We start from the raw sequence: 16,968 nt of genomic DNA, 5'->3' as shown, positions 1-16,968 counted from the left end.
GGAGAGCCACGCTCGCCATGCTGCACGACTGGGGCGTGATCGCCGCCGCCTTCGGCTATATCGGCTTCCTGTTCCTGGTGGCGAGCCATGGCGATCGCCGCTCGTCCGCCAAGCCCGGCCGCGCGTCCGGGCTGATCTATCCGCTATCGCTGGCGATCTACTGCACCTCCTGGACCTTCTTCGGCTCAGTCGGCTTTGCCACCCGCACCGCGACCGACTTCCTTGCGATCTATGTCGGCCCGATCCTGATGATCGGCCTCGGCGCCGGCGTGCTGCGCCGCGTGATCCAGCTTGCGAAAGCGCACAACATCACATCGATCGCCGACTTCATCGGTGCGCGCTACGGCAAGAGCCAGGCGGTGGCCGCAACCGTGGCGCTGATCGCGATCATCGGCTCGGTGCCCTACATCGCACTCCAGCTCAAGGCGGTGGCCTCCTCCCTCGAAGTCATCCTGAGCGAGGACCAGGCGTTCTCCCACATTCCGATCCTCGGCGACATTGCGCTGATGGTGACGTTGGCGATGGCAGCCTTCGCGGTGCTGTTCGGCACGCGGCAGACCGACGCCACCGAGCATCAGCACGGCCTGATGCTCGCGGTCGCGACCGAGTCCATCATCAAGCTGACTGCTTTCCTCACCGCCGGCATCTTCGTCACCTTCTGGATGTTCTCGCCACACGAATTGATCGAGCGCGCGATGAAGACGCCGGAAGCGGTGCGCGCCATCGACTATTCGCCGTCGATCGGCAACTTCCTGACCATGACGCTGCTGTCGCTGTGCGCGATCATGCTGCTGCCGCGGCAATTCCACGTCAGCGTGGTGGAGAATTCCTCTGACGCCGAGGTCAGCCGCGCGCGCTGGCTGTTCCCGCTCTATCTCGTCGCCATCAATGTGTTCGTGATCCCGATCGCGCTCGCTGGCCTCGTCACCTTTCCGTTCGGCGCGGTCGATCCCGACATGTATGTGCTGGCCCTGCCGATGGAGGGCGGCGCGGGACTGCTCAGCGTCGCCGTCTTCGTCGGCGGCCTGTCGGCGGCCACGGCCATGGTGATCGTCGAATGCGTCGCGCTCTCCATCATGGTCTCGAACGACCTCGTGGTGCCGCTGGTGCTGCAACGACGGCCCGAGGGGCGCGCGGGGGGAAGTGATTTCGGCGACTTCCTGCTGCGCTCGCGGCGGCTTGCCATCTTCGCCATCATGGTGATGGCCTATTTCTATTATCGCGCACTCGGCAACACTCAGCTTGCGGCGATCGGCCTCTTGTCCTTTGCCGCCATCGCACAGCTCGCGCCCAGCTTCTTCGGCGGCCTGTTGTGGCGGCGCGCGACCGCGCGCGGCGCCATCGGCGGCATGCTGGTCGGCTTCGCGGTGTGGCTCTACACCCTGTTCATCCCAAGCTTCATGGATTCCTCGACATCAGGCATCCTGCTGCTGCAGCACGGCCCGTTCGGGATCGAGGCGCTGCGGCCGCAGGCGCTGTTCGGCGCCGACCTGCCGCCGCTGATGCATGGCGTGGTCTGGTCGCTCTCGCTCAACATTCTCACCTACGTGCTGCTGTCGCTGGCGCGGCAGCCCTCGTCCATCGAGCTGGTGCAGGCCGATCTGTTCGTGCCCAACACCCTCGCCCCAATCGCCCCGAACTTCCGCCGCTGGCGCACCACTATCACGGTGCAGGACATCCAGACCACGGTCGCGCAATATCTCGGGCCCGATCGCGCCCGGCAGTCGTTCGAGGCGTTCTCGGCACGGCGCAATATACGGCTGGAATCTGGAGCGCCCGCCGATTTCGAGCTGCTGCAGCACGCCGAGCACCTGATCGCCTCGTCGATCGGGGCCGCATCCTCGCGCCTCGTGATGTCGCTGCTACTCCGCAAGCGAACCGTGTCCGCGAAGGCCGCACTGAAGCTGCTCGACGATTCCCATGCGGCATTGCACTTCAACCGCGAGATTCTCCAGACCGCGCTGAACCATGTGCGCCAGGGCATCGCGGTGTTCGACGGCGACCTCCAGCTGATCTGCTCCAACCGGCAGTTCGGCGACCTCCTCAACGTTCCCCCGCATTTCATCCAGTTCGGCACACCCTTGCGCGAAATCCTCGAATTCATGGGCGTGAGCGATCCGGCCGGTGAGGGTGATCGCGAGGCAATGATCGAACAGCGGCTTATAGCCTACACCACCGACAGCGAGCCCTACCTCGAGCGCCTGCCGGAACGGCACATGGTGATCGAGGTGCTCACCAACCGCATGCCCGGCGGCGGCTTCGTCATCACCTTCACCGACGTCACGCCGACCTTCGAGGCGGCGGAGGCGCTGGAGCGCGCCAACGCCACGCTGGAAAAGCGCGTGCGCGACCGTACCGAGGAGTTGACGCGGCTGAACTCCGAGCTGGCTCTGGCCAAGAGCACCGCGGAGGACGCCAGCATCTCAAAGACGCGCTTCCTCGCGGCGGCCAGCCACGACATTCTCCAGCCGCTGAACGCGGCGCGGCTCTATGTCACGAGCCTTGTCGAGCGCCAGCACAATGGCGAGGAGACGCGGCTGGTCGAGAACATCGACGAATCGCTGCAGGCCATCGAGGAAATCCTGGGCGCGCTGCTCGACATCTCCAGGCTCGATGCCGGCGCGATGACAACTTCGATCTCGAGCTTCAAGATGGCCGATCTGATGCGCTCGCTGGAGATCGAGTTCGCTCCGATCGCGCGCGCCAAGGGGCTCGAGCTCAGCTTCGTGCCCTGCTCGCTGCCGATCGAGTCGGACCGCTTGTTGTTGCGGCGGTTGTTGCAGAACCTGATCTCGAACGCGATCAAATATACGCCGCGGGGACGCGTGCTGGTCGGTTGCCGCCGCCACGGCGCCTCGCTCAAGATCTGCGTCTACGACACCGGCGTCGGCATTCCCGCGGTCAAACGCGGCGAGATCTTCAAGGAATTCCACCGCCTCGAGCAGGGCGCGCGGATCGCGCGCGGGCTAGGTCTGGGACTCTCGATCGTCGAGCGGCTCGCGCGCGTGCTGGGCCACACCATCACCATCGACGCCAATGCCGGCGGCGGCTCGCTGTTCTCCGTGACGGTGCCTACCGCGAAGGCCGTGACGCTGACCGCGGCGGTGACCAGCGCAACACCGCTGGCGCGCACCTCGATCTCCGGGGCACTGATCGTCTGCATCGAGAACGACGCCGCGATCCTCGACGGCATGCGGACGCTGCTGAAGACCTGGGACGCCGAGGTGATCGCGGTCGCCGATCCCGAAGGCGCGATCACCGCGATCGAGGCCGCCGGCCGGCGCGTCACCGGACTGCTCGTCGACTATCACCTCGACCGCGGCAACGGCATCGCCGCCATCCGCGACATCCGCCGCCGCTTCGGCGACACTATTCCCGCGATCCTGATTACCGCGGATCGCAGCCCCGCCGTGCAGATGGCGGCCCGCGATGAGAAAATCGCCGTACTGAACAAGCCGGTGAAGCCGGCTTCGCTGCGCGCTTTGCTCGGGCAGTGGCGGACGCAGCAGATGGTGGCGGCGGAATAGAGCTCAAGCGCCGCCGTCGGCATCGATGACGGCCTTGGCAAAGGCCTGCGGGGCTTCCTGCGGCAGATTGTGGCCGATGCCGCCGGTGATCAGGCGATAGTCGTAGCGGCCGGAGAACTTCTTGGCGTAGGCGCTTGGATCGGGGTGCGGCGCGCCGTTGGCATCGCCTTCCATCGTGATCGCAGGCACGTCGATGACCGGAGCTGCCGCGAGCTTCTTCTCGATCTCGTCGTACTTCGCTTCGCCCTTAACAAGCCCAAGCCGCCAACGGTAATTGTGGATCGTAATCGCGACATGATCCTTGTTCTCGAAAGCCTTCGCACTGCGATCGAAAGTGGCGTCGTCGAACTTCCACTGCGGCGAGGCCAGCTTCCAGATCAGCTTCGCGAAGTCATGCGTGTACTTCTCGTAGCCGGCGCGGCCGCGCTCGGTCGCGAAATAGAACTGGTACCACCATTGCAGCTCGGCGGACGGCGGCAGCGGCGCGCTGCCCGCCGCCTGGCTGGAGATCAGATAGCCGCTGACCGACACCAGCGCGCGGCAGCGCTCCGGCCACAGCGCCGCGATGATATCGGCGGTGCGCGCGCCCCAGTCGAAGCCGGCGATAACGGCCTTCTTGATGTCGAGCGCATCCATCAACGCAATGATGTCGACGGCGAGCGCGGCCGGCTCGCCGTTGCGCAGCGTCTCGCTGGAGAGGAAGTTCGTCGAACCGTAGCCGCGCAGATAAGGGATGATGACGCGATAGCCGGCCCGCGCCAGGATCGGCGCAACATCGACGAAGCTGTGAATGTCGTAGGGCCAGCCGTGGAGCAGGATCGCCACCGGGCCGGTCGCGGGACCGGCTTCGGCATAGCCGACGTTGAGGACACCGGCATTGATCTGCTTGATCGGGCCGAAGGACGTGTTGGTCGCGGAAGATCGTGGCGTCTCGGTTTCGGCGCGCGCAAGGTCGATCATGCCGAGGCCGACGGCGACGCTCCCCGCGGCAATGCCGAGGAACTGGCGGCGATGCTGGTCGATGATCCGTTTCATGATCTGGCTACCTTGTTGATGGTTACCGGCGGCGAGGCAATGCGTGGGGGCGCCGTTGTCCGCGTGGCTCGGCTCTTCTTGCCGTCGCGCAACTGCCTATCAGCGCCAGCGGCGGAGGGCCCGTTTGGAGTTGTGAGAAGTTGTGAGGCCGGCAGGGAACCCGGTCGCGGGGATCTGCAAGCATGACTTGCTTACGTCCTCGGGGAACCCGCGTCGACGCACTCTCCTGTGAGATCGCCGGGCTGTTGCGGTCAAGAACTCGTCATTGCGAGCGCTGCGAAGCAATCCAGAGTCTTTCCGCGCAGACAAGTTGAACGCTACGGGGCGCAAATTGGCGGCGCAGCGTTCTCACGACTTCGCGAATTTTACGAAGGTTTCTTGGACGAGGTGGGCTGCGCAGACGTCTCCGCTGAACGGATCAGCTGCTGGAGGCGACTCTGACGCGCGTCGTCTCGTGGTGGCGGATCACTTCCTTGATGATGAAGGCTAGGAACTTTTCGGCGAAGTCCGGATCAAGGTTGGCGGCCCGTGCAAGTGAGCGAAGTCTCTCTACCTGCTGTCTCTCGCGAGCCGGATCAGAGGACGGCAGCCGAAGGCGAGCTTTCAATTCCCCGACCTGTTGGGTGCACCTAAATCGTTCAGCGAGGATGTGGACTAAAGCTGCATCCAGGTTGTCGATGCTATCGCGAAGAGCTTGCAGTTCTGGTTGAGTTTCCATTATCGCGGTTCCGGCGGTCACATGCGGCTCTTCCAGGCTAACCCAGATTCAGGCACGTCTAAAACGCAAAGGGCAAATGGGTGACCTGCCAGGTCGGACTCGTATCGGACATCCGCGAGTTAACGAGTAAGTGCCCCTACCCCGTAGGCGCGCCCTGCTTCCACTGGCCGCCGGCAATCTTTGCGGCTGCGATCACCGCCTGGGTGCGGCTCTCGACGCCGAGCTTTTGCAGGATCGCCGAAACGTGGGCCTTGATGGTTGCCTCGGAGACGCCGAGCTCGTAGGCGATCTGCTTGTTGAGCAGTCCCTCCGACAGCATCATCAAGACCCGCACCTGCTGCGGCGTCAGCGTCACCAGGCGGTCGCGCAAGCGGGTCATGTCGGGGTCGGCGGCGGCCGACAGGTCGGTGTCGGCGGGAACCCAGACGTCCCCCTCCATCACCTTGAGAATGGCATCGCGCAGCGTCTCGACGCCGAACCGCTTCGGAATGAAGCCGGAGGCGCCGAAATCGAGCGAGCGGCGGATCGTGGCGCTGTCGTCGGAGGCCGAGACGATCACCACCGGGATGGCCGGATATTGCGCACGGAGGTAGATCAGGCCGGAGAAGCCGGAGATGCCGGGCATCGAGAGGTCGAGCAGGACCAGGTCGACGTCCGAGGTCTGTTCCAGCAATTTGGTCAAATCCTCGAATGAGCCGGCCTCGTCGATCTTCGCCGTGCTCAGGACGCCCGCCACCGCTTGCCGCAGCGCATCGCGGAACAGCGGATGGTCATCGGCGATGACGAGATGGGTGGAAGGAGCGTTCATCGATCTCTTGCTGTCGTTCGTCACCCGGCCAGTAGTCCGGACCGGCGCAATGGTCAATTCTTCCCCGACCGGCCGTGGCATGCAAGGGCACATTCTTCCTTTGCCGGAAAGGGGTTAATCCGCATACCTACGCCGTGATGCCGCACAATAGGTCCGCACCGTCAGTTGCGCGTCAGTGCGAAAGGCCGAAAGTCGTATTGGGGCGGGTTTCACGCCGATGTTACCTTGGGGGCAAGACCCAGGTTGATCCGGCATGCCCGGAACAGCCGGGATGCGAGGAAACGAAATTCGGGGAGCGCATTCACGATGTCCACAATGGCTGCAACGTCGGCACGATCGACCGGCATGACGAAGGATGAGCGGTTCGTCATCCTCGCATCGTCGCTCGGCACCGTCTTCGAGTGGTACGACTTCTATCTCTACGGGTCGCTGGCCGGCATCATCGGCACGCAGTTCTTCACCATCGCGGGCGCCGACGGCAAGCCGATGTTCGACCAGGCCACGCGCGACATCTTCGCGCTGCTGGCCTTCGCCGCAGGCTTCCTGGTCCGCCCGTTCGGCGCCATCGTGTTCGGCCGTGTCGGCGACATCGTCGGCCGCAAATACACCTTCCTCGTCACCATCCTGATCATGGGTCTGTCGACTTTCATCGTCGGCCTGTTGCCGGGTGCCGCGCAGATCGGCATTGCGGCGCCGATCACCCTGATCGGCCTGCGCCTGTTGCAAGGCCTCGCGCTCGGCGGTGAGTATGGCGGTGCGGCAACCTATGTCGCCGAGCATGCGCCGCAAGGCAAGCGCGGCTACTACACCTCATTCATCCAGACCACGGCAACGCTTGGCCTGTTCCTGTCGCTGCTGGTGATCCTGTTCACCCGCACCGCAACCGGCGAGGCCGCCTTTGCCGGTGCACCCGGCGCCTATTGGGGCGGTTGGCGTATTCCGTTCCTGGTGTCGGTCGCGCTGCTCGGCATCTCGGTCTGGATCCGTCTGCGCCTGAACGAATCGCCGGTGTTCCAGCGGATGAAGGAGGAAGGCAAGACGTCCAAGGCGCCGCTGACGGAAGCCTTCGCGAACTGGGCCAACGCCAAGATCGTGATCCTGGCGCTGCTCGGCCTGACCATGGGCCAGGCGGTGATCTGGTACACGGGCCAGTTCTACGCGCTGTTCTTCCTGCAATCGATCCTGAAGGTCGACGGCTACACCGCCAACCTGCTGATCGCCTGGTCGCTGTTGCTCGGCACCGGCTTCTTCCTGGTGTTCGGCGCGCTGTCCGACCGGATCGGCCGCAAGCCGATCATCCTGGCGGGCTGCCTGATCGGCGCACTGACCCTGTTCCCGATCTTCAAGATGATCTCGAGCAACGCCAATCCGGCGCTGGAAAAGGCCTACGAGACGGTCAAGGTGCAGGTCGTCGCGGATCCCGCAGGCTGCGGCGATCTCTTCAACCCGGTCGGCACCCGCGTCTTCACCGCACCTTGCGATACGGCCCGCGCCTTCCTCGCCCAGTCGTCGGTGAAATACTCGACCGTTCCGGGACCTGCCGGCGCGGTGAAGGTCGTCGTCAACGACAAGGAGGTGCCCTACACGGATGCCAAGACGTCAAACCCCGCGATCACCGCGGCGGTGCTGGCGGCGGGCTATCCGAAGGCGGGTGACGCCGGCATCGTCAAGATGTCGAACCCGCTCGACATCTTCCGTCCGCAGGTGGCGGCCCTCATCGGACTGCTGTTCATCCTCGTGATCTACGTCACCATGGTGTACGGCCCAATCGCGGCGATGCTGGTCGAACTGTTCCCGACCCGCATCCGCTACACCTCGATGTCGCTGCCTTATCACATCGGCAACGGCTGGTTCGGCGGCCTCCTGCCAGCGACCGCCTTCGCGATCACCGCATCGACCGGCGATATCTACTCCGGCCTGTGGTACCCGGTCGGCTTCGCGTTGATTACGGCTGTTGTCGGCTTCCTCTTCGTGCCTGAGACGAAGGACGTCGACATCACCAAGATGTAAGTCGCATCGCACGACGCAGACAAAACAGCCGGCCGCGGAGCGATCCGCGGCCGGTTTGCTTTTCCAGCAGCGCTACTTGTTGCTGCCAATGAATTGCAGCACGATTTCGCGCCGGTGCGGACGGGCGCGATGCTCGATCAGATAGATCGCCTGCCAGGTGCCGAGCGCGAGCCTGCCGCTAAGCACCGGCACATGCAGCGATGTCTGCGTCAGCATGGTCTTGATGTGCGCGGGCATGTCGTCGGGGCCCTCGGTATCATGAGTCCAGGGCACGTTTTCAGGCGCAAGACGCGCGAGTGCGGTGGTGAGATCGACGAGGACGGAAGGGTCGGCATTCTCCTGGATCGTCAGCGAGGCCGAGGTGTGGCGGATGAACAGTGTCAACGCGCCATCACCCGCGCGCGCCTCAGCGACAAATTTCGCAATCTCGCTGGTGAGATCGGTGAAGCTGCGACCGTTCGTCTGCACGGTCAGCAGCGACGAGACGATCGTGGTGGCTTGCACGGACGATGGCGCGGAACGCGTGACGGATTTGGCTGATGTCATCAGATGTCTCTCGTAGCCGTCGTCCTGGCGAAAGCCAGAGGACGACAACTCAAATCTTCCCCGACACGTCCTTCTGCACGCGGTTGGCCATGTCGATCAGCCGGCGCCAGGCCTTTTCGAGGAACGACATCATACGGTCCATGTCCTGGTCGCTCGGCAGCGGGATCTCGAGCTTGCGATCGCCCTCGGCGACCTTCGGTTCGGCCTTCTTCAGGGGATCGGATTTCGGCAGCGCCTCGTCGATCTTGCCGGAGACGGTCGGCCCGGCGGCGAGCTGCCCCTTGAGCTTCTCGACCTCGGCCTGGAGCCGGCCGATCTCGGCATCAAGCGCGGAGCGCTCGTCGGGCACGGCGTAGCAGGCCCAGCCGGCGTCGTTCTTGGTGCAGGTCGAGACCGTGCCGGTGCGGCTGTCGAGCCGCAGCACGCCCTCGGGGATTGGCGTCATGCTGTAGCGCCCGTTGTCGCCGTCGGGCGCCGATTGCGCGGCAACCAGACCGCCGCCAAAAGTCGTCACAGCAAGCGTCGTCACAGCGAGGATCGCCGCCGCAAGCCATGATGTTGTGGATGATTTCGCCGGTCTCATCGCGCTCTCCGCCACGCCGCGCAGGCTGGCACATGCTCAGAATTCTACACCCCGGCGGTCGGCGGCGCATCGCCGGTCCGCTTGAATCCGCCACCAAAAATGAGCCTGCGAAATCAACGGTAGCCGCAGTCTGTTTGATCCCGCCAGCAGAGCAAAATGTCGGCCATATCGGCGGATCGCGCGGAGAGCTGCTGCGGTGCGGCGTCACGCTGTGTGCAGCGCTGACGTGCAAGACAATATCTCCAATCAAATCAGATACATAATCGAACACGACGCGATCGTGACTTGGCTTGACTTGATTATGTGCGGTCAGTATGGTCCGCGCGGCTTTTGAGGGTGGCGGGCGTAATTTCCATTCAACCGCAGCGTTTCGGGTCTTCGTGGCATGGCTCAAGACACGGGACACAGCGAGAATGGAGATCGCGATAGATCGCCCGAGGAAGCTGCGCTTTCCGAACGGCTCGGTAATCTTGATCAGCGGTTGTCCGAATTTCGCGACCGCCACGTCAAGACCGAGCAACCCGCAGGTGACGGTGAAGACGGAGCGGCCAGAGCCTCGGCGATGGCGCTTGGTTTTCGGTTATCCTCCGAGTTGATCGCCGGGGTCGTTGTCGGAGCGGGGATTGGCTGGGGGTTCGACCGCTTGCTGTCGACGTCGCCTTTCGGATTTATCGTGTTCACGCTGCTGGGCTTCGTGGCCGGCGTGGTGAACGTGGTGAGAACGGCGGGCGCGGGTCAAAACAGGCGCGGTGGTTCTTAAGCCGATCCGACCAGGAGAGGAATTGTCGCGCCGGCTTCGCCGGTGCGGGCCGGCCCGCACCGGCAGACCGAGACACGCCGGCTAGCCCGGCAGACCAAGAGATGCCGCGCCGATGAAAATCGATCCGATCCACCAGTTCAACATCGAGCCTCTCTTCACGATCGGCCATATCGGCAATCACACGATCGCCTTCACCAATTCATCGCTCTACATGCTGGTGGCCGTCGCGATCATCTCGATCCTGATGCTTGCCAGCGGCACCCAGCTGGTTCCCGGGCGCCTGCAGTCGGTCGCCGAAATCTCCTACGAGTTCGTCGCCTCGACCATCCGCTCGACGGCCGGCTCGGAAGGCATGAAGTTCTTCCCGCTGATCTTCTCGCTGTTCATGTTCATCTGTGTCTCGAACCTGGTCGGCATCATCCCCTATACCTTCACGATCTCGAGCCACCTGATCGTGACCGCGGCGCTCGCGCTTTTGGTGTTCTTCACCGTCCTGATCTACGGCGTCGCCAAGAACGGCCTGAAATTCTTCTCGATTTTCGTGCCGCACGGCGTCCCCGGCTACATCCTGCCGCTGGTGATGTTCATCGAGATCCTGTCGTTCTTCCTGCGGCCGGTCTCCCACAGCGTCCGTCTGTTCGCCAACATGCTGGCCGGCCACATCGCGCTGAAGGTGTTCGCGGGCTTCGTCGCCATGCTCGGCTTCTCGCTCGGCGCGCTGGGCTGGGTCGGCGGCGTGCTGCCGCTCGCGCTCACGATCGCCCTGTACGCCCTCGAGATCCTGGTCGCGTTCCTGCAAGCCTATGTGTTTGCGATCCTGACCTGCATCTACCTCAACGACGCCATTCATCCGGGACACTAAGCGGTCCGGGGAATTTCCACCCAAAACCCAATCTTTCTTCCAAGGAGTCTAAAATGGATCCGGCAGCAGCAAAACTTATCGGCGCGGGCATCGCATGCATCGGCATGGGCGGCGCAGGCGTCGGCGTGGGCGTGATCTTCGGCAACTACCTCGCCGCAGCCGTCCGCAATCCGTCGGCTGCTCAGGGCCAGTTCGGCAACCTGATCTTCGGCTTCGCCGTGACCGAAGCGCTCGGCATTTTCTCGCTGCTGATCGCACTGCTGCTGCTGTTCGTTCCGCTCTGAGGACGAATTTTCGCGCCGCTTCAACCGAAGCGGCGCGCAGGACGGCAACAGGAGTAATCCATGGCTGAGAGTCATGGCGGGGCGAAAAGTCCGGCGGCGGGCGCCCACACCGAGACCGAAGGCGGTCACGGTGGCGGTTTTCCGCCGTTCGAGAGCAGCACCTATGCTTCGCAGCTGGTGTGGCTCGCGATCTTCTTCGTCGCGCTTTACGTGATCGTGTCCAAGCTTGCTCTGCCGAAGGTCGGCGGTGCGATCGAGGCGCGTCAGAACAAGATCGAGGGTGACCTCGCCGAGGCGCAGAAGCTGAAGGATCAGTCCGAGGCGGCGCTGAAGGCCTATGAAGGCGAGCTCGCTTCGGCGCGTTCGCGGGCGCAGGCGATCGGCAACGAATCCCGAGACAAGGCAAATGCGCAGGCGGAAGCCGAGCGCAAGGCGCTGGAAGAGCAACTGGCGGCCAAGCTCGCCGAGGCGGAGAAGACTATCGCCTCGACCCGCGCGACCGCCATGGGCAACGTCCGCGGCATCGCAGCCGATGCGGCAGGCACCATCGTGCAGCAGCTCACCGGCGTGGTTCCGGACGCGGCGTCGGTCAATGCCGCCGTTGATGCGTCCTTGAAGGGTTAGTCGATATGTTCTTCGATCCTGAAACCTGGGTCGCCATAGCCTTCGTGATCCTGATGGTGGTGTTCGGCTATCTCGGGGTCTTCAAGAAGGCGATGGTTGCGCTCGACCATCGCGCCGACCGCATCAAGGCCGAGCTCGACGACGCGACGCGCCTCAAGCAGGAAGCCGCCAAGGTGCTTGCCGACTACAAGGCGCGCACCGCCACGGCCGAGCGCGAGGCTGCCGACATCATCGCCAACGCCAAGTCCGAAGCAGAGCGCATCGCGACCGAGGCCAAGGCGAAGGTGGAAGACTTCGTCGCCCGGCGTACCAAGACCGCGGAGAGCAAGATCGCGCTCGCCGAGGCCCAGGCGCTCGCCGACGTCCGTGCGGCAGCCGCGGAAGCCGCCGTCCAGGCCGCCTCCACGATCCTGTCGCAGTCGGTCAAGGGCCAGGTTGCCGACGATCTGCTCGCCAAGGGCATCACCGAGGTTCGCCAGAAGCTGAACTGAGGACAGACGCCTCACCGATCAAAAAGCCGGCGCGGTGAGCGCCGGCTTTTTTGTTTGGCTGGATATTTTCTCATCGTCATGCCCTGGCTTGTTCGGGGCATCCACGTCTTGGCCGCCAAAAAGAGCGTGGATGGCCGGGACAAGCCCGGCCATGACGGCTGAATTCCTCAATGCGCTACTTCTTCTTCCGCGCTCTCGGTTCCGGCGCGAGCGCCTGCGGGTCAAAGCCGACATAGAAGATGTAGGAATCGGCAACCGCGGCCGACGGCACCGGATAGGACAAGTCCTCGGCGACGAAGGTGAAGGGCGCGCTGCCGCCCTCCGACATCCCGACGGTGGTCCGGTAGGCTTTCGAGGCGATCACCTTCTCGCCGACGCCGCCCTGCACGACGGCGACGCGGATCGGCACCTCCACGGTCGCCGGTGCACCGGCGGGCCCCGCGATCACGCGGCCCTGGATGCCGATACGCGCGGTGATCTCGCCACCGTTGCGGACACACTCACGCGCCATCTTGGTGATCGAGGCCTGGAAGCGCACGTCGTTGCCGACGGCCGGCTTGCCCGTCGCCCCGACACCATAGGTCGACGCTCCGGCGCGCACCGTGACTTGCGGGCAATCGATCTCATCATCGGCCGCAGGCTGCCCCGGCGCAGGCGCCGGCTTGGACTCGGCGGGTTCGTCGGATTTGCCGCCGAACAGGCTCTTGAAGCGGTCGGTCAGCGACTGCGCCGCAACCGGCGAGACGGAGGCGAACGACACCGACAGCGCCAGCGCGATCACCGGACCCCGCCGCAGCGCCTTCCGCAATGATCGAAGCTCCCTCATGAACGGCAATACTCCATGACAAACACCCCGGCCGATCGGCCGGCTTGCGCGGGTTATATCGCCAAAATCGGCGATCCCAAGGCGAGAAAACCAGGCAGGAAAAAAGGCTGACCTCCAGGAGCTCGGAGACCCGGCTCAGCCGCGGAAATCCTCGTGCAGCAGGCCGAACAGCAGATGGTCCTGCCAGACCCCGTTGATGCAGAGATAACGGCGCGCCAGCCCTTCGCGGGAGAAGCCGCACTTCTCCAGCACCCGGATCGACGGCGCATTGGTGGGGATGCAGGCCGCCTCGACGCGGTGCAAATTGAGCTCGCCGAACAGTGTCGGCAGCAGCACCCGCAGCGCGGCCGTCATGTAACCGCGATGGGCGTGGGGCTGGCCGACCCAGTATCCGATGGTGCCGGCCTGGACGATGCCGCGCCGGACATTCGCGAGCGTGATGCCGCCGACCATGGCGCCATCGAGTTCGCGGAAGACCAGAAACGGATAGGAACGGTCCGCGGCAATGTCCTCAGAATAGCGGCGCAGGCGGCGGCGAAAGCCGGACCGGGTCAGGTCGTCCGACGGCCAGATCGGCTCCCACGGTGTCAGGTAGTCGCGGCTGGTCTCGCGCAAGTGCGCCCACTGCAAGAAGTCCGACATCTGCGGCGCGCGCAGCAACAGGCCGTTGCCGCGAGGGGCGAGAGCAGCAGGTCCACTGGATGGCAGGCGAAAGAGGGCCATGGTGATGCTTCCCGGGGGGCGTCCGTTGCGCGGCTCCTAGTGCAGCCGCGCCTTGGCACGCGCCCGGGTTAATCCTTCCGCAAAAGACACCGCCGTGTCCAGACCCCTGCCGCTGCCCAATGCGACAACTGCAGGGCGGCTACGCGAAAGCAGCGCACGCGCCGCATCGCGCGTGGATTCGACGCTGACGGCGTCGATCCGGGCCACCAGCTCCTGCACCGTCTGCGGCCGTCCATAGGCCAGGACGTGCCGGGCGAGCTGTTCCGCGCGCGACGAGCAGCTCTCAAGCGCCATCAACAGGCCCGCCTTCATCTGCGCCTTGGCGCGAGCGATCTCTGCCTCGGTCAGGGTCTCGACCGAATCATTCATGATGTCGACCACGACTTCCATCATTTCCGGCGCGTCGGCCGGATCGGTACCGGTGTAGAGGCCGAAGAAACCGGTGTCGGTATAGGGTGCGTGGAAGGAGTAGATGGAGTAGCAGAGGCCGCGCTTCTCGCGCACCTCCTGGAACAGCCGCGACGACATTCCGCCGCCGAGGATGTTGGTGAAGACCTGGAGCGAGAACAGCGACAAATCGGTCTGCGGCACGCCTTCCAGCGCCAGCGTCAGATGGGCCTGCTCGAGCTCGCGATGCACGACCTTGGCGCCGCCCTTGCCGAACTGGGCAACCTGCGGTTTCGGCCCCGGCGTCGCATCAAAACTTGCAAAACGCTTCTCGACCTCGGCGACGACTTGGCTGTGATCGACGGCGCCGGCCGCCGCCACCACCATGTCGGGGCCGCGGTAGTGCGTCGAGAGATAGTCGCGCAGCGAGTCGCGGTTGAAGGCGCGCAAGGTCTTGGCGGTGCCGAGCAGCGAGCGCCCCATCGGCTGGTCGGGATAGCAGAGCTCATTGAGATGCTCGAACACGACGTCGTCGGGCGTGTCCTGGGCCGCGCCGATCTCCTGCACGATGACGTTCTTCTCGCGCTCGAGCTCGTCGGGCTCGAAGGCGGGATTGGCCAGGATGTCGGCGAGCACGTCGAGCGCCAGCGGCACGTCGGCCTTCATCACCCGGGCATAATAGGATGTCGTCTCGGTCGAGGTGCCCGCATTGAGGTCGCCGCCGACCGCCTCGATCTCCTCCACGATCTCGCGCGAGGAGCGCCCGGTCGTGCCTTTGAACGCCATATGCTCGAGCAGGTGCGAGATGCCATGCTCGTTCGGCTTCTCATCGCGGCCGCCGACGCCGGCCCAGACGCCGAGCGCGGCGGTCTCCAGCTGGGGCATGTTGTCGGTAACGACGGTCAGGCCGGAGGCAAGCTTGGAGATCTCGACGCTCATCCGGCAACTCCCTGTCTTGCGGCGCGGCTGACCGACAGCACGAACCGCTCCACCTCGCTCTGGTCGTTCTTCATCACCTTCATATGTTCGGATTTGGTCATGAGGCCGTCGAGCCAGGCCGGCAGTTGCGGCCGCTGGCCGCAGGCGGCCGCCACGGCATCGGGGAATTTGGCGGGGTGCGCGGTGGAGAGCACGATGTTGGGCACGGTCGTGTCCGTGGTGTCGCGATCGGCGACCGCGAGGGCCACGGCCGTATGCGGATCGACGAGCTCGCCGGCCTCGCGCCAGGCGGCGCGGATCGCAGCCGCGGTTTCGGTCTCATCGGCGCGACCGGCGTCGAATTCCTCGCGGATCGCAGCGAGCGCGGCGTCGGGCAGGACGAAGCGCCCCGACTGTTTCAGAGAATCCATCAGCCGGCGCACGCTCGCCGCATCGCGCTTGCTTGCCTCGAACAGCAGCCGCTCGAAATTCGACGAGATCTGGATATCCATCGAGGGCGAGGCGGTGGCATGCACCTCGCGCACTTCGTAGATGCCGGTCTTGAGCGTACGTGCGAGGATGTCATTGACGTTGGCGGCAATGCGCAGGGTCCGCACCGGAAGCCCCATGCGCTTGGCGACGTAGCCGGCAAAAATATCGCCGAAATTGCCGGTCGGCACGATGAAATCCACCGCGCGCGCCGGCGCGCCGGCGGCAACCGCCGAGGTGAAATAATAGACCACCTGCGCGACGATGCGCGCCCAGTTGATGGAATTGACGCCGGACAGCGACGTCGCATCGCGGAAGCGATGGTTGTTGAACATCCCTTTCACGAGCGCCTGGCAGTCGTCGAAATTGCCCTCGATGGCGAGCGCGTGGACGTTGGCGGCCCCCGTCGTCGTCATCATGCGCTGCTGCACCTCGGAGATGCGCTTGTGCGGAAACAGCACGATGAGGTCGACATTCTCCAGACCCGCGAAGGCTTCGACCGCGGCGCCGCCGGTGTCGCCAGACGTTGCGACCACGATGGTGGTGCGCTGGCCGCGCTTGGCGAGCACATGGTCCATCAGCCGCGAGATCAGCTGCATCGCCACGTCCTTGAACGCGAGCGTCGGGCCGTGGAACAGCTCCAGCACGAATTGATGCGGTGACATCTGGCGCAGCGGCACCACCGCCGGATGGCGGAAGGTGGCATAGGCCTCGTTCGCCATGCGGCCGAGCTCGGCGTCCGAGATCTCGCCGCCGACGAAGGGCCGGATGATTTCGACTGCGACTTCCCAATAGGGGCGACCAAAGAAGCCGGCGATGGTCTCGGCCGAGAGCTGCGGCCAGGTCACCGGCACATACAGGCCGCCGTCGCGGGCAAGCCCAGTCAGCATCACGTCGCAGAAGCCAAGCTCAGGGGCCTCGCCCCGGGTCGAAATATAACGAGTCAAACTGCCCTCCAAAGGCCGGCTCAGCCAAATCGGCGCCTTAAGCCTTTGATTTCACGATGTTCCTAGTCCGCGGCCAGAGGCCTCCGGCACCATAGAGTGTTTTGCGGGGCGGCACCATGCCCAACGAAAAAGGGCTGCGGCGATGCCGCAGCCCTCTCTTGGAAGGTCTGTCGTTGATGTGTGCAGACCCGGTTTTCCGCGTTGGGGCGCCTTCCCCCGAAGATCGTGGGTCGAGCTATCGTCACCTGTCACGAGATCGTCAAGATCAAAACGGTCCGCTGGCGCCAAATGTTCCTGTTTTTCCCGGCATGCCCCAGCGTCCCGACCGTCAAACTGCCCGCCGCGCGGCCTCAATGCCGCATTTTCCCAAGCTGCTGCATCGAGCCAGGAACGAACGCGTCGGCGGCCCATTGTGACGGCGGATCGGATC

Annotated in this window: 17 protein-coding genes; 7 read left to right on the top strand and 10 right to left on the bottom strand. The window is 64.5% G+C overall.

Features of this window, described 5'->3' with window-relative positions; genetic code table 11:
- Positions 1-17 precede the first annotated feature (17 nt).
- On the top strand, positions 18-3,527 hold the full coding sequence (locus tag JQ587_RS17045; RefSeq protein ID WP_212302728.1) for a PAS domain-containing hybrid sensor histidine kinase/response regulator: 3,510 nt from the start codon (positions 18-20) through the stop codon (positions 3,525-3,527).
- Between the two features lie 3 nt (positions 3,528-3,530).
- Here the strand turns inward: JQ587_RS17045 and JQ587_RS17040 are convergent, their stop codons facing one another.
- The 3 genes from JQ587_RS17040 to JQ587_RS17030 form a co-directional block, all read right to left on the bottom strand.
- Positions 3,531-4,562, bottom strand: a complete 1,032-nt coding sequence (locus JQ587_RS17040) for an alpha/beta fold hydrolase (protein WP_212302729.1) — start codon at positions 4,560-4,562, stop codon at positions 3,531-3,533.
- 418 nt (positions 4,563-4,980) lie between these two features.
- Positions 4,981-5,280, bottom strand: coding sequence for a chorismate mutase (locus JQ587_RS17035; protein ID WP_212302895.1), 300 nt, complete (start codon positions 5,278-5,280; stop codon positions 4,981-4,983).
- 136 nt (positions 5,281-5,416) lie between these two features.
- Positions 5,417-6,088: a response regulator gene (locus JQ587_RS17030; protein ID WP_212302730.1), complete on the bottom strand. Its 672-nt coding sequence runs from the start codon at positions 6,086-6,088 to the stop codon at positions 5,417-5,419.
- A gap of 345 nt (positions 6,089-6,433) precedes the next feature.
- Between JQ587_RS17030 and JQ587_RS17025 the strand changes: the two genes are divergently transcribed.
- A complete protein-coding gene (locus tag JQ587_RS17025; protein ID WP_212302897.1) occupies positions 6,434-8,098 on the top strand; it encodes an MFS transporter in 1,665 nt (554 codons plus the stop codon).
- A gap of 72 nt (positions 8,099-8,170) precedes the next feature.
- Here the strand turns inward: JQ587_RS17025 and JQ587_RS17020 are convergent, their stop codons facing one another.
- Positions 8,171-8,644 (bottom strand): secondary thiamine-phosphate synthase enzyme YjbQ, encoded by a 474-nt coding sequence (locus JQ587_RS17020; protein WP_212302731.1) that lies wholly within the window; start codon positions 8,642-8,644, stop codon positions 8,171-8,173.
- 49 nt (positions 8,645-8,693) lie between these two features.
- Entirely contained in the window at positions 8,694-9,227 is a 534-nt protein-coding gene (locus JQ587_RS17015; protein ID WP_212302732.1) for a hypothetical protein, read from the bottom strand.
- 385 nt (positions 9,228-9,612) lie between these two features.
- Between JQ587_RS17015 and JQ587_RS17010 the strand changes: the two genes are divergently transcribed.
- From JQ587_RS17010 to JQ587_RS16990, 5 genes are all read left to right on the top strand, one after another.
- A complete protein-coding gene (locus tag JQ587_RS17010) occupies positions 9,613-9,987 on the top strand; it encodes an AtpZ/AtpI family protein (RefSeq protein WP_212302733.1) in 375 nt (124 codons plus the stop codon).
- Between the two features lie 112 nt (positions 9,988-10,099).
- Entirely contained in the window at positions 10,100-10,849 is a 750-nt protein-coding gene (locus tag JQ587_RS17005; RefSeq protein WP_212302734.1) for a F0F1 ATP synthase subunit A, read from the top strand.
- A gap of 53 nt (positions 10,850-10,902) precedes the next feature.
- Positions 10,903-11,133, top strand: a complete 231-nt coding sequence (locus JQ587_RS17000) for a F0F1 ATP synthase subunit C (protein WP_007599451.1) — start codon at positions 10,903-10,905, stop codon at positions 11,131-11,133.
- A gap of 60 nt (positions 11,134-11,193) precedes the next feature.
- Positions 11,194-11,757 carry a F0F1 ATP synthase subunit B gene (locus tag JQ587_RS16995; RefSeq protein ID WP_212302735.1) on the top strand — a complete coding sequence of 188 codons (564 nt, stop codon included), beginning with the start codon at positions 11,194-11,196 and terminating at the stop codon, positions 11,755-11,757.
- A 5-nt stretch (positions 11,758-11,762) separates the two neighbouring features.
- Positions 11,763-12,248, top strand: a complete 486-nt coding sequence (locus JQ587_RS16990) for a F0F1 ATP synthase subunit B family protein (RefSeq protein ID WP_212302736.1) — start codon at positions 11,763-11,765, stop codon at positions 12,246-12,248.
- Between the two features lie 18 nt (positions 12,249-12,266).
- Here the strand turns inward: JQ587_RS16990 and JQ587_RS36910 are convergent, their stop codons facing one another.
- The 5 genes from JQ587_RS36910 to thrC all read right to left on the bottom strand — a co-directional run bounded on the left by JQ587_RS36910 (position 12,267) and on the right by thrC (position 16,538).
- On the bottom strand, positions 12,267-12,401 hold the full coding sequence (locus JQ587_RS36910) for a hypothetical protein (RefSeq protein ID WP_283815637.1): 135 nt from the start codon (positions 12,399-12,401) through the stop codon (positions 12,267-12,269).
- Between the two features lie 22 nt (positions 12,402-12,423).
- The gene (locus JQ587_RS16985) at positions 12,424-13,074 is read right to left on the bottom strand and encodes a hypothetical protein (protein ID WP_212302737.1); all 651 of its coding nucleotides are present in this window, start codon (positions 13,072-13,074) and stop codon (positions 12,424-12,426) included.
- A gap of 135 nt (positions 13,075-13,209) precedes the next feature.
- Positions 13,210-13,797: a GNAT family N-acetyltransferase gene (locus tag JQ587_RS16980; protein WP_094973334.1), complete on the bottom strand. Its 588-nt coding sequence runs from the start codon at positions 13,795-13,797 to the stop codon at positions 13,210-13,212.
- Positions 13,798-13,833: 36 nt separating this feature from the next.
- A complete protein-coding gene (locus tag JQ587_RS16975; RefSeq protein ID WP_212302738.1) occupies positions 13,834-15,123 on the bottom strand; it encodes a M16 family metallopeptidase in 1,290 nt (429 codons plus the stop codon).
- Positions 15,120-16,538, bottom strand: a complete 1,419-nt coding sequence (thrC, locus tag JQ587_RS16970) for a threonine synthase (RefSeq protein WP_212302739.1) — start codon at positions 16,536-16,538, stop codon at positions 15,120-15,122. The genes JQ587_RS16975 and thrC overlap by 4 nt, the downstream gene beginning before the upstream one ends.
- Between the last annotated feature and the right edge of the window lie 430 nt (positions 16,539-16,968).

It is taken from the genome of Bradyrhizobium manausense (assembly GCF_018130615.1).
In the GTDB taxonomy this organism is placed as follows: Bacteria; Pseudomonadota; Alphaproteobacteria; order Rhizobiales; family Xanthobacteraceae; genus Bradyrhizobium; species Bradyrhizobium manausense_A.
This window is presented reverse-complemented; position numbering and strand designations above follow the sequence as displayed.